9 protein-coding genes and 1 pseudogene are annotated in these 13,240 nt (G+C 63.8%); 5 read left to right on the forward strand and 5 right to left on the reverse strand.

All coding sequences use genetic code 11. The features are described from left to right. Positions 1-96: 96 nt before the first annotated feature. The 4 genes from EN850_RS06115 to EN850_RS06130 form a co-directional block, all read right to left on the reverse strand. Positions 97-3,114 carry a caspase family protein gene (locus EN850_RS06115; protein ID WP_246689152.1) on the reverse strand — a complete coding sequence of 1,006 codons (3,018 nt, stop codon included), beginning with the start codon at positions 3,112-3,114 and terminating at the stop codon, positions 97-99. Between the two features lie 11 nt (positions 3,115-3,125). Further along, complete coding sequence (locus EN850_RS06120) at positions 3,126-3,833, reverse strand: hypothetical protein (RefSeq protein ID WP_127281257.1); 708 nt, start codon at positions 3,831-3,833, stop codon at positions 3,126-3,128. After that, the gene (locus EN850_RS06125) at positions 3,830-4,210 is read right to left on the reverse strand and encodes a hypothetical protein (RefSeq protein ID WP_136090839.1); all 381 of its coding nucleotides are present in this window, start codon (positions 4,208-4,210) and stop codon (positions 3,830-3,832) included. Before EN850_RS06125 ends, EN850_RS06120 begins: the two co-directional genes overlap by 4 nt. A 114-nt stretch (positions 4,211-4,324) precedes the next feature. After that, positions 4,325-6,526 (reverse strand): caspase family protein, encoded by a 2,202-nt coding sequence (locus EN850_RS06130; protein ID WP_136090840.1) that lies wholly within the window; start codon positions 6,524-6,526, stop codon positions 4,325-4,327. Between the two features lie 243 nt (positions 6,527-6,769). Between EN850_RS06130 and EN850_RS06135 the strand changes: the two genes are divergently transcribed. Then, positions 6,770-7,174, forward strand: coding sequence for a Fur family transcriptional regulator (locus tag EN850_RS06135; RefSeq protein ID WP_127277494.1), 405 nt, complete (start codon positions 6,770-6,772; stop codon positions 7,172-7,174). Between the two features lie 7 nt (positions 7,175-7,181). Here EN850_RS06135 and polA read toward each other — a convergent pair whose 3' ends face one another. Then, positions 7,182-10,136 carry a DNA polymerase I gene (polA, locus tag EN850_RS06140; RefSeq protein WP_189591028.1) on the reverse strand — a complete coding sequence of 985 codons (2,955 nt, stop codon included), beginning with the start codon at positions 10,134-10,136 and terminating at the stop codon, positions 7,182-7,184. Between the two features lie 432 nt (positions 10,137-10,568). On the opposite strand from polA, the gene EN850_RS06145 reads away from it, so the two are divergent. From EN850_RS06145 to EN850_RS06160, 4 genes and pseudogenes are all read left to right on the forward strand, one after another. Further along, the gene (locus tag EN850_RS06145; protein WP_189522174.1) at positions 10,569-11,960 is read left to right on the forward strand and encodes a M20/M25/M40 family metallo-hydrolase; all 1,392 of its coding nucleotides are present in this window, start codon (positions 10,569-10,571) and stop codon (positions 11,958-11,960) included. A 150-nt stretch (positions 11,961-12,110) separates the two neighbouring features. Next, positions 12,111-12,731: a ribonuclease D gene (locus EN850_RS06150; protein ID WP_127277487.1), complete on the forward strand. Its 621-nt coding sequence runs from the start codon at positions 12,111-12,113 to the stop codon at positions 12,729-12,731. 12 nt (positions 12,732-12,743) lie between these two features. Beyond that, positions 12,744-12,947, forward strand: a complete 204-nt coding sequence (locus EN850_RS06155) for a hypothetical protein (protein ID WP_135881418.1) — start codon at positions 12,744-12,746, stop codon at positions 12,945-12,947. Between the two features lie 137 nt (positions 12,948-13,084). Then, positions 13,085-13,237, forward strand: a pseudogene (locus EN850_RS06160) (GlsB/YeaQ/YmgE family stress response membrane protein); the annotation flags it as partial. Positions 13,238-13,240: the final 3 nt, after the last annotated feature.

The following is a 13,240-nucleotide window of genomic DNA, read 5'->3' on the forward strand; positions in this document are numbered from 1 at the left end:
GGGATTGGCGAAAGCCAGGAAACAGCTGATCTCCACCCTTGAGGGGGAGGTGTCCGGCAGGACAGAGGGGGGGCCCTTGGCGCCGACGTTTGATGGTCACGGCTCGGCCAGCACGATATTTTCCACGCCTCCGACATAATAGAACGGCTTCTGCTTCGAAGCGGTCAGCCGCACCACCTCGTGCGAAATGAAATCGGCCAGTCCGAACAGCGTGACGCCGCCATCCGGGGTTCTCGCCTTGCCGCGCAGGCCCTCGAGGATCGAATAGGTGAAGACGCCGTGGCCGAGTTCGGGCAATTCGGCGGCGGTGTTGTTGGCGGCGGTGGCCGAGAAGACGACGATGCGCGCGTCCTGCGCATCCTTTTCCAGCCGCGGATTGAAGGCGTTGGCGGCGTGGCAGGTGTCGAGCAGCATGAAGCGCATGCCTTTGGCCCGCTCGACCGATTTCTGGATGTCGGACCAATCCACCAGCGAAGAGCGCTTCCAGCGCTCGGCGTCCTGTTTGCGGCCATCGGTCGGGATGAAATAGTAATCCTCGTCGATGTTGATGCCGTGGCCGGCTACGAAGATGATGGTGGTGTCGTGCTCGCCAGGCCTGTCGAGGAAATCGGCGAGCTGGTCATCGATCGTGTGCGAGTCCGGTTCCATGATGCTGCCGGCACTGGCGACGGTGTAGGTCTGCTGCGCCTTGTCGGGGCTCTCGTCGAGCGCTTGGCGGTTGACCAGCACCAGCGATTCCATCGACGAGAACAGCGGCGCCGACTTCTGCGCAACCACCTTGAGAAACTCGGTGGCATCGTCGACGGGGTAGCGCAGGTCGCAGGCGTGGCCGGAACAGGCATCGGTCAGGAACGGGTATTTGTCGACACCGATGACCGCGACATAGAGCTTGCCCTTGGCTTGGGCCTTCTCGGCCTTCCTTGCCAGCGTCGTCACGCTGCGCTCGGTCAGATAGCCGTATTCATTGGTGCCGGTGATGCGAATGGTGTTTTGGCCATCCTCGACCGGAACCTCGACGATGGTGTTGTTGCCGTCCACCGAGCGGGCGGTGACGTCGCCGACATTGCGGCTGTTCGAAAGGATCGAGAAGCCGGCGGCATCAGCGCCGGCCTCCCTGGCGCCCGTGATTTCGACCGCGACGTAGCCGTCTCGCACCTTGCTCTGATCGCCGGCGAGGCGGATGCCGAACTCCGGCGGCTTGCGCTGGAGAAGCTTCTGCAACTCGTCGTCGACGCCGGGCCGCATCTCCTTGACCGCCTGCCTGGCGCTGCGCAGGATGATGGCGCGGCGCACCATTTCCGGGCTCCAGAGGTATTTCTTCAGCTGGCCGGCGCGGATGAAGCGGCCTTCATGGTCGCGACCCTGGTTGACGTGCCAGCCGATCAGCTTGTCGCCCTCGTCGGAGGAATAGTAATAGCCCTGCGGCATCCAGGCGATCCATTGCGACCCGGCAAAGAACATCGACACGATCAGTTCGTGCGTCTTCAGGTTCCAGAGCCGGAGCGTCTGGTCGGCACTGCCGGTGACCAGCAGGCCGGCCTTTTGCGAGGCGACCATAGCGTTGACCTCGCCGGTATGGCCGGTGAATTCACCTGATACCCTGGCGGTCGCGGATTTGTATTCGAGCAGCGTGCCGTCATTGCCGCCGGTGATCAGGCCAAGCCCGTTGTCGATCAGCGTGAAGGCGGAATGGGCAAAGCCGTTGGTGGCGTCGTTCTCGATCGTGCGCACGACCTTACCGCCATTGGCGATTTCCAGCACTGCGTTTTCCAGCGCGTCCTTGCCGCCGACCGTGGCGTGCAGCGACCACTGGCCGCTGGTCAGTGTGGCGCGGGCAAACGAGTTTTGCTCCGTCAGCAGCTGGGGGTCGTCGAAGAACCGCTCGGCGGTCGGCAGTTCCAGCTTCTTTTCCAGCGCGCCCATTTGTTCCGGGCAGGCGACGCGCTCGGGGCAGGGGTTGGCATCGCCCCAGCCGATGATGCCGTTCGCCGCGTCGATGCCGACCGCGGTCACCGGCTCCCCCGATCCTTGCAGCAGGGCCTTGCGTTCACCCGTCGCCGGGTCCCAGACCTGGATGGCGTTGCGGGTACCGCCGGCGGTCGCCACCAGCGAGCCGTCGGCATTGGCGGCGCTGGCATAGACCGTGCCGTCATGGCCGGCATAGTCGAGCAGCTTGTCGCCAGTGTCGGTGTTCCAGACGATGGAGCGGTGCTTGTCGGCGCAGCGGTAGCCGCAGGAAGCGATCAGACGTGACCCTTTGGCGAAGGTCAGCGAACCGATGAGGAAATCCTGCTTCGGCATGGCGCGCACCAGAGTGCCGTCAGCCGCACGCCAGATTTGGACCTGCCCGTCCTTGCTGCCGGTGCCAAACTGGCTGCCGTCCTGCGAAACGGCCAGCGCCATGACGCTGACGTCCCGCAGCTGCTCCGCTTCGGCCGGTAAGGCGATCTGCTCGCCCTTCGTGATGTCCCAGAGCCGGATGCCATTGTCCGTCGTTGTCGCCGCCAGTCGGGTTCCCACCGCGGCGAAAGCCAGTTTGTCGATATGCCAGGAATCGGCGTCGAGCTTTTTGTCCAGCGTCCATCCGGCCGTGGATTTGTCGTCCAGCCTCCAGAGATAGACGACGCCATCGGCGCCACCGCCGGCCAGCATCTTTCCATCGGGAGAGAAGGCAAGGTCATAGGTCGCGTAGTCGGCGGCCTTGAGTACGGCCTTCATCTTGCCGGTGGCGAAGTCGAACAGCCTGATGTCGCCATAGGGCGGCCTGTCGCCGAGACCAGCGCCGAAATAGCCGCCGGCGGCGATCGTCTTGCCGTCCGGCGAGACCGCGACCGCGAAGATCTTGCCGTCGTTGCCGTTGCCGAGATAGCCACGGATGGTGCGCAGGCTGACGCCGTTTTGCCAGTCCCAGATACGGATGGTCTTGTCGTCGGAGGCCGAGACGAGGTTCTCGCCATCGGGCGTGAAGGCGAGATCGGTGACCCGCGCGCTGTGGCCGCCAGTGTCGAGATCGAGGTGGAAATCCGGGGCGTCCTCGGCACGGGCGACCGACGCGGCGACCAAGGCTCCAGCCATGGCGAGCCAGCGGAAGGCACGCATGAGGCGGAGGCTCATCCTTGTCATCGTTATTTGGCTTCAGCCGACGGTCGCCCGCTGCGCACATAGGCTTCGATCGCCGTGGCGAAAGTGGGGGAGCCGGCCTTGCGCTGTTTGTCGACATAGCCGGCAAAGTAACTCCAGAAGGAGACGGCATAGTCGCGGAAATAGGCGTCTGTCACCTTGCGCGAACACAGGTCGCCATCGACGCAGAAGGACAGCCGGTTGAGGAAATAGACGATGCGGTCGAAATTCTCGCCGAAGTCGGCGAGCGGCATGTCGCCACCGGAAGCGCTCATCGCCTCGATGCCGATACGTTGCCGGAATACCTGCTCCTCGGTCGGCGAAGGGTTGGCGCTGAGCAGATTGTCGTATTTGGAATTGAGGGCCGCGAGGCGATCCTTGAGCGCTCGTTGCGCCTGCTGATAATCCTTTGTCTCCCAAAGCTCGACCAGGGACATGGTCTGCTCGACGCGCTTCTGCTCCTGATTGGCCAGGAACTGATAGACCGAGAATGCCAAGGTGAAGATGATGGCGAAGCGCACCAGCATGCCCGACCAGGCATAGACCAGCATGCGCCAGTCGCGGTCGGTGAAGGGGTTGCTTTCCTTCTTGATCTCATGGCTGCTCGGCCACGGGAAGCCTTCGGTGGTTTCCGGCAGCGCCTGCTTCGCAGCCGCGTCCTTTGCCGGTGTCACTGCTGCTGCCTGCTTCGTCGTGCCCCCCGGCTTCTTCATTTGCAGCTATCCAGTTCGATGGTGGCGGAGGGATCGAGCACGACGCCCGGCGCTTCGAGCTGCTTCTTCAGGCACGCCAGTTGCGGGCGCGAGACAATGAACTGCACGTCCGGTTCCGCCGGCGCCTTGTTCGGCGACGGCAAGGCCTCGACGATGCCACGCGAGGCGCAGCCCGAGAGATCGACGACGATCGCGTCGCTGCTGGCCTTGGCGATCTGGTCGTACTGGTCGAGAAAGCAGGTCGCCAGTTCCGAATTGATGACCACCTGCTTGGCGCAGAGGCCGCAGGCGTCCTGTGCCGACGCGTCGGCAACCAGCAGCAGGCCGGCGGCGATGCCGCCAACCGTGGCACTCCAGGAAAATACGCTATAGCTCACGAACCACCCCATCCATTGCGCCGGCCGTGTCGTCTCCCGACGCGGCGGCCAAAAGTTTTCACCCCATCGTGCCGGCAGTGCAAGGCCTGGCCATGAACACCCCCGCCTGGATTCTCAGGCGCGCGGCACCGTCTCCATCGGGAAGATCATCACCGCTCCCTTCGGGCCGCTCTTGTCGGCAAGCCGCATCACCGATCGGGTCGACGGCGCCACGCCGATATCGGCAAGCATGTCGGAGAAGCTGGCGGGGCCTATCCCGCGCGTCATCGACGCGACACCGTCCTGCGCCAGGAAGCTCAGATCCTCCTTTTCGCTTTCCGGCGGCGCCTCGGTCAGCACCGCGATCATCCGCTCCATGCCGAAGCTGGTGTCGGTGAAGGCGAGCAACCCTTCCTCGACCGTGGCCTGCGGGGCGAGGCGCTCGGCAACGATGTGGGTGATCGAATAGTCGCTGCCGACATAGAGCACATTGATGTCGACCAGCTGGTCCGAGCCGTTCTTGGCCAGCACATGCACTTCGTCGCCAGGCGAGACGCGTGGCACCACCGAGGCCTGCAACGGCTCCAGCCCGTCCTTGTCGCGACGCTTGACCTGGAATTGCACGTCGACGTCCTCGGGCTTGTAGTCGGAGGCCGCGGCCAGCCTGGAAAGCCCGGTGGCGCGGAAGATGGTGCGCAAATTCCTGGCCGTCGCATCGACAAGCTTCTGGCGGTCGTCGGCGTGGATGATGATCAGCGGCGGCCTGCCGCCATCCTTCAAGGTCACGTCGCCCGAAGCCGGCAGGAACCACAGGGCCGGCTTGTCGGTCGCGTTCCCGTCGGCGCCGGCAATGGCATTCTCGCGCATCACCGCGAAGCGAAGTTCGGCGCCCTTGCCCGGATCGACCAGTTCGATGTTGAAGCCGGTTTCCTTGGCCGCGGCCAGTTCGTCGAGAACCGAATTGACGAGTGCCGTTTCCGTCTCCAATCCCTTGGTCGCGGCCGGCCGTGCAACGGCGAGCTTGTAGTCGACGGCGATCTCCGCCACCCGGGCATAGGCATTGGAGGGGATATCAGCCACCTTGAGCGCGGGCTTCTTGTCGAACTCGACCGGCTTGACCCGGCTCTCCAGGTTCTTGGCCGATTCCACTTCGAGATAGCCGGCCGCGTCGGACAGCGAAGACAGCGCCGACGGCAGGATGGCGAGCTTGCTGCCGGGGGTGAGGCGGTGCAGCAGGCCGGCGCCGATCGACGCCTCGCCGTCCTTGACGATAACGGGCCATTGCATGACCGCATCCGTCTTGTCGGTGCCGAACACGCGCGCATCGAGTTCGCCTTCGAACAGCGGCGTCGGCCGGGTACGGCTGTCGGCCGAATATTGCTGCAGCACGGCCTGGCCGAGCTGCCGGTAGGTGACGTTGGGGTTTTCGGCGAGCTTCGACAGGATGGTGAAAGTGAAGAGGCCGAAGCGTGGCGCATCGGCCGTGCCCTTGGGCAGCGGCATCTCCGGTGTCGTCTCGACCGTCTGCGCGGCATAGAAGGCGACCAACTTGCCCTTGGTGATCGGCTCGCCGCCAGTCGGCGACAGGTTGAAGGCCGGCTTGCGCTGGCCATTCTCGTCGAGGCCGCGCGATGCGCTTGCGACGGTGTTCTCATACGCCTTGATGGCTGCCGCCCTGGCCGCCTCGTCGCCACCGACCAGGTCGGCGAACTCGACCTTGCGATCCAGCTCGTCATCGACATCGACGGCGCGGGTGGCGGTGCCGGAATGGCAGCAGTCGAACACCGCCCAGACGAAGGCGCCCTTGTCGCGGATGGCATCGAGCGTGTCGCCGATCTCATTGTCGACCAGCGCATTCGGCACGCCGGCATCCCTGTTGATCCACTTCTCGATGTCGACGGGCAGGAAAATTTCGTCGAGTCCGTCGGTCTCGTCGCCCTTGACCCTCTCGGGCTGCTGGGCGCCGTGGCCGGACAGATGCAGGTAGACAAAGTCGTCGCGCTGAACCTTGGCGCCGAGGTCGGCCAGTGCCGTCATGATCGCGGCATGGGTCGGCAAGCCCTTGGCGCCGGGCACGTCCTTGGCCAGCAGCGTGACGTTTTCCGGCGCGAATCGCACCGGATCGGGCACGTTCTTCAGCAGGTATTCGTGCACCAGGGCGGCATCGTTCTTCGGCCCGATAAGCCAGTTTCTCTGCGGCAAGGCCGGATATTCGGTGCAGGCGACGAGCAGCGCATGGTAGGTGCGCGACGCGGCCGACGCCCGGAACGAAATCGTGCCGGCAGCCATCAGCGCGGACGTGCCGACAAGCAGCGTCCGGCGTGTCAATTTGATCATATTGCTTCCCCAAGCCCGATCGAATTCCCAAGCGAAACCATCCTCGTCGAGGATTTTGGCAGTATTTTGAATGTCGCTCCGTCATCAAGCCTGCCATCACCAATGGGCCGGCATGTCATCGATCGGCTCGGGACAGCAACAGAAGAGTAGCAAAGAAGGCGGTTCGTCGCTATCTGAATGGGATCAGGCCGTTTGCGTGGGCAAACAGCCTTGGGATGGCGCAGGGCAGGCTGGAACAGAACCATGGCGGCAAGGGATGTGCTGACGAAAAACCAGTTGTGCGTGCTCGAGAAACTCGAGACCGCCAGCGGGCCGCTCAGCGCCTACACCTTGCTCGATCAGCTGCGCGAGCGCGGTTTTCGGGCGCCGCTACAAGTCTATCGGGCGCTCGACACGCTGGTGAAATCAGGCTTCGTGCATCGGCTGGAGAGCATCAACTCCTTCGTCGCTTGCGCCGAGCCGCACGACCACAGCCACTCGATGACCGCCTTCGCCATTTGCGACAGCTGCGGGCAAGTGACCGAAATGTCCGATCACGACGTCGACCACCGGCTGAACGAATGGGTCAACTCGACCGGCTTCGCCGCCAGGAAGGCGGTGATCGAATTTCGCGGGACCTGCGCGAAATGCCGCGCTGAGGCCGCCTAACGCAGCCTCAATGCGCCTCGTCCCAGTTGTTGGCGGCCCGCGCATCGACATGCAGCGGCACCGACATCGAGACCGCGGGCATCGCTGCGTTTTCCATGACGTGGCGTACGACCGGGATCGTCGCCTCGACTTCCGCCTCGACCGTCTCGAAGATCAGTTCGTCATGCACTTGCAAGAGCATGCGGGCGGACAGCTTGGCCTTGTCCAATGCTTCCTCCATGCGGATCATGGCGCGGCGGATGATGTCGGCGGCGGTGCCTTGCAGGCGGGCGTTGATCGAGGCGCGCTCGTTGAACGCGCGCAGCGACGGGTTCGACGACCTGATGTCGGGATAGTGGATGCGGCGGCCGAAGATCGTTTCGACAAAGCCGTGCTCGCGGGCATAGGCCTTGGTCTCCTCGATATAGTCGCGGATGCCGGGAAAGCGCTCGAAATATTTCTTGATGTAAGCGCTTGCCTCCTCGCGCGGGATCGACAGCTGGTTGGCGAGGCCAAAGGCCGAGATGCCGTAGATAATGCCGAAATTGATCGCCTTGGCGCGGCGGCGCACTTCCGACGGCATGCCCTCCACGGGCACGTTGAACATTTCAGACGCGGTGATGGCGTGGATGTCCGCGCCATCCGCAAAGGCCTGCCGCAATTGCGGGATTTCGGCGACGTGGGCGAGCACGCGCAGTTCGATCTGGCTGTAGTCGGCTGACACCAGCCGGTGGCTCTTGTCGGTGATGAAGGCGGTCCTGATCTTGCGCCCTTCAGCCGTGCGCACCGGAATGTTCTGCAGGTTGGGGTCGGAGGACGACAGACGGCCGGTCGTCGTCGCGGCCAGCGCGTAGGAGGTGTGGACCCGCTTGGTGTCGGGATTGACGAAGCCGGGCAGAGCATCGGTGTAGGTCGATTTCAGCTTGGTCAGCTGGCGCCAGTCGACGATCTTGCGCGGCAGTTCGTGACCTTCGGCGGCAAGGTCTTCGAGCAGTTGCGCCGAGGTCGACCACTGGCCGGTCTTGGTCTTGGAGCCGCCGGGCAGCCCCATGCGGCCGAACAGGATGTCGCCGAGCTGCTTGGGCGAGCCGATGTTGATGCGCTCGCCGATGAGCTGGTAGATTTCCTCTTCGAGCCGGGCCGCACCTTGCGCCAGCTCGCCCGACAGCCGGGACAGGATCTGCCGGTCGACCGAGATACCGCGCTGTTCCATGCGCGCCAGCACCGGCACCAGCGGCCGCTCCAGGCGTTCATAGACCGAGACCAGGCCCTTGGCGGCAAGCCGCGGCTTCAGCACCAGCCACAGCCGCAACGTCACATCGGCATCCTCGGCGGCGTGAGCGGTCGCCCTGTCGACGTCGACCTGGTCGAAACCGACAGAGCTCTTGCCGGAACCGGTCACGTCCTTGAGCTGAAGGGGGGTATGGCCAAGCCATTTGTCGGCAAGGGCATCCATGCCGTGGCCATGGGGGGTGCCGGCGTCGAGCACGTAGGAGATCAGCATGGTGTCGTCGAAGGGCGCGACATCGACGCCGTAGCGGCTCATGATGACCAGGTCATATTTCAGGTTCTGCGCGACCTTGAGGACCGATCTGTCCTCAAGCAGTGGTTTGAGCACCGCCAGCGCCTCGCGAAGCGGGATCTGGTTTTCGAGCATGCCGCCGCCGAGCAGGTCGCCATTGCCGCTCTTGTGGGCGAAGGGGATGTAGGCGGCGCGGCCGGGCGCCGTGGCCATTGCCATGCCGATCAGTTCGGCCTGCATCGGATCGGTCGAGGTGGCCCTGACGTCGAAGGCAGCGATACCGGCCTCCCGCGCCTCGGCCACCCAGGCTTTCAGCGTCGCGATATCGCGGATGCACTGATAGGCCGAGGTATCGATCTTGGCGGTCGCCGCGCCCTCCAGCCGCAATGCGGCCAGGAGGGAAGGGGTGTCACCTTGTTTTGGCGTCTCCGTCTCTGCTTCAGCGGCCTGGCCCGGCTCGGTGGCCGCCCCGTTTCGGGCGACGGGCGGTGTTCCGGCCCCGACGTCGGGGCCATGTGCGTTGTCGGCGCGTTCGACGGTTACCGCGACGGCCTGGACATCGCCGGCCTCGGTGCCGGTCGCTTCCGCCACGCGGCGGGTGAGCGAGGTGAATTCCATGGTCTTGAGGAAGCCGATCAGCTTCGGCCCATCGGGAGCATGCAGCACGAAATCGTCCAGCCCCTCGGCCACCGGCACGTCGTTCTTCAGCGTCACCAGTTGGCGCGAAATGCGCGCCTTGTCGGCGTTGGCGATGATCGATTCCCGCCTTTTCTCCTGCTTGATCTCGCCGGCGCGGGCGAGCAATCCGTCGAGATCGCCGAACTGCTCGAGCAGTTGCGCCGCAGTCTTTGGTCCGATGCCGGGCACACCTGGCACATTGTCGACGGAGTCGCCGGTCAGCGCCTGCATGTCGATCATCTTTTCGGGCGGCACGCCCCATTTCTCGATGACTTCAGGGATGCCGATCTGGCGGTCCTTCATCGGGTCGTACATGCCGACAGTGTCGCCCACCAGCTGCATCAGGTCCTTGTCGGAGGAGATGATGGTGGTGTCGCCGCCGGCCTCGCAGGCCAGCCGACAGTAAGTGGCGATGAGATCGTCGGCCTCGAAGCCTTCCATCTCGACGCAAGGCAGGTTGAACGCCCTGGTTGCCTGGCGGATCAGGCCGAATTGCGGGATCAGATCCTCGGGCGGCGCCGAACGGTTGGCCTTGTATTCGGGATAGAGGTCGTTGCGGAAGGTTTTCGAGGAATAATCGAAGATGACTGCGAAATGCGTCGGCACAATGCCCACATCGGTGTTGCGGGCATCCTGCATCAGCTTCCACAGCATGTTGCAGAAGCCGGAAACGGCACCGACCGGCAGGCCATCGGACTTGCGGGTCAGCGGCGGCAGGGCGTGATAGGCCCGGAAGATGTAGCCAGAGCCGTCAATGAGGAAGAGATGATCGCCTTTTTTCATGCCGGCAGGGATAGCGCGGCGCGATGGCTTGGTCCATGCCAAAGACATCGCCAGACGTAGGTTCCGTCAACACCCTGACAGATCGGGAACCCTGACAGATCGGGGTTATACAGGCCCGCTCACGGGTACGTTACAAAAGTGTAACGTTAACGCCCTTGAATCGCCATGTTCAGAGACCCAAATACACGTCATCGGCAGTTTTCGCCGAAGTCCGGAGCAAGGCCCGTCCCCCGCCTATACCGGACAACTGCGGCAGCCTATCCCCCCTCTCCGGGCTGCCGCATCGTTTCGAGTACAAGACCGCCGTGGTTCCCCCTCCACCACGGCGGTCTTTTTTTGCCCGCGGCCGCCGTCGCGGGCCGTGGTCCAATTGTCCCGGGCTTTTCGTTTCGCCGCTCTGCCTTTACGGTTCCGGCACTGAATCGAAAGGCTATGCACATGTCCGCAGTTTCCCCTGTCCTCGACCGCCTCGACAAGAATCTCGATCAAAGCCTGGAACGGCTCTTCGGCCTGCTCGGGATCAAGTCGATCTCCACCGATCCAGCCTATGCCGCCGACTGCCGCAAGGCGGCGGAATGGCTGGTGGCGGAACTCAAGCTGATCGGCTTCGACGCCAGCGTGCGCGACACGCCTGGACACCCGATGGTGGTTGCGCATCATGACGGGCCGGCGGGCGCGCCGCATGTGCTGTTCTACGGCCATTATGACGTGCAGCCGGTCGACCCGATCGAACTGTGGGAAAACGACCCCTTCGCCCCCGCGATCAAGGAGATCGGACCTGGTCACAAGGTCATCACCGGGCGCGGCTCGGCCGACGACAAGGGCCAGCTGATGACCTTCGTCGAAGCCTGCCGTGCGTGGAAACAGGTGCACGGCAGTCTGCCGTGCCGCGTCACCATCCTGTTCGAAGGCGAGGAGGAATCCGGGTCGCCCTCGCTGAAGCCGTTCCTCGAGGCCAATGCCGAGGAACTCAAGGCCGACTTCGCGCTGGTCTGCGATACCAGCATGTGGGACCGCGACACGCCGTCGATCTGCGTCGGGCTGCGCGGTCTGGTCGGCGAGGAGATCACGGTGAAGGCCGCCGACCGCGACCTGCATTCGGGCCTCTATGGCGGGGCTGCAGCCAACCCGATCCGCATCCTGGCCAAGGTGCTGGCCGACATCCACGATAAGGACGGTCATATCACCATTCCGGGTTTTTATGACGGTGTCGAGGAAACGCCCTCGCAGGTGCTGAAATCATGGGAGACACTGGGCGAGACGGCCGAGACATTCCTCGGACCTGTCGGCCTGTCGATCCCGTCGGGCGAAAAAGGTCGCTCGGTGCTGGAACTGACCTGGGCACGGCCGACCGCCGAGTTCAACGGCATCATCGGCGGCTATACCGGCAAGGGGTTCAAGACTGTCATCGCGGCGGAAGCCTCGGCCAAGGTTTCGTTCCGCCTCGTTCACAAGCAGGATCCAAAGAAGATCCGCGCGGCTTTCCAGAAATTCGTCGAGGAGCGTATCCCGGCCGATTGTTCGGTCGAATTCCACGCCCATGGCGGTTCACCGGCAATCCAGCTTTCCTATGACTCGCCTTTCCTGGCCAAGGCCAAGATCGCGCTCTCGGACGAATGGCCAAAGCCCGCGGTGACGACCGGCAGCGGCGGCTCCATTCCGGTGGTGGGCGACTTCCAGACCTATCTCGGCATGGAATCGCTGCTGGTCGGCTTCGGCCTCGATGACGACCGCATCCATTCGCCCAACGAGAAATACGAGCTCAGCTCCTTCCACAAGGGGCAGCGCTCATGGGCGCGCATTCTGGATGCTCTGACACGGTAAGGCGGACAACCCTGGACAGCGGAAAAATCAACTTTCTGTTGATTTTTCCGCCGATCACGGCGAGGACGGGTCGACAGCGCAATGTGTTGGAGCGCGTGTGCGCTTCTTCGATGGAGGCGCGACGCCGAAGGCCGCGACCCGGAGAAGACGATGAGCGATATCCGCTTCCATAAAAACGATCTGCCTGACCTCTCACACTACAATGTCGCGGCGGTGGCCATCGATACGGAAACGCTCGGCCTCAACCCGCACCGCGATCGGCTCTGCGTGGTGCAGATTTCGCCTGGCGACGGCAGCGCCGATGTCATCCAGATCGCGCCGGGCCAGAAAAAGGCGCCGAACCTTGTCAGCCTGTTGAGAAACCGAACCATCACCAAGCTGTTCCACTACGGTCGCTTCGATCTCGCCGTGCTCTACAATGCGTTTGGCGTAATGCCCGAGCCGGTTTTCTGCACCAAGATCGCCTCGCGGCTGACGCGCACCTACACCGACCGGCACGGGCTGAAGGACATCTGCTTCGAGCTTCTCGGCGTAGGCTTGTCCAAGGCGCAGCAATCGTCGGATTGGGCGGCCGAAACGCTGTCGCCCGAGCAACTCGAATACGCCGCCTCGGACGTCCTCTATCTGCATCGGTTGCGCGACGTGCTGGCCGGGCGGCTGGCGCGCGAGGGGCGCACGAAGGAGGCGGACGCCTGTTTCCGCTTTCTGCCGACCCGGTCCAAGCTTGACCTGATGGGCTGGGCCGAAGAGGATATCTTCGCCCACAGCTGAAAAAGGGATGAGATGGCTGACAGAAAGCCGATATCGACCGCGCCGACCGACGGCTCCAAGGTCACCGTCACCTGGAAGGACAGCGACGGCGTCCTCAATGAATCCATAGCGCAATACCGCGACGGCGGCTGGTGGGTCTACACCGACAGCCACACCCAGAAGAAGGTCGAGCCGACCAGCTGGCGGCCCACTGCCGGCGACGACGACGACCAGTGAGCGCGTCGCTGGCTAGGCGGGGTGCTTTCGCATAGCCTGAAGCCGTTGATATCGGGGCCGATTCGGAGCCTTCCGCTCCGCGCTCGCCCTCTTGCTCGGAGGAAACCGCTATGGGTGTCGAAAGCCTTCTCGTCTTCATCATCATTGGCATCGTCGGCGCGTTCATCGCCGGCTGGCTGTTCCCACGGATCGGCTTCTCGATCGGCGGCGGCATCATCGCCTCCATCATCCACGCCACGATCGGCGCCATCATCCTTTTGGTTCTGGTCAAGGTCCTGAAACGAGCATGAGGC

The organism is Mesorhizobium sp. M8A.F.Ca.ET.207.01.1.1 (assembly GCF_004794715.1).
In the GTDB taxonomy this organism is placed as follows: domain Bacteria; phylum Pseudomonadota; class Alphaproteobacteria; order Rhizobiales; family Rhizobiaceae; genus Mesorhizobium.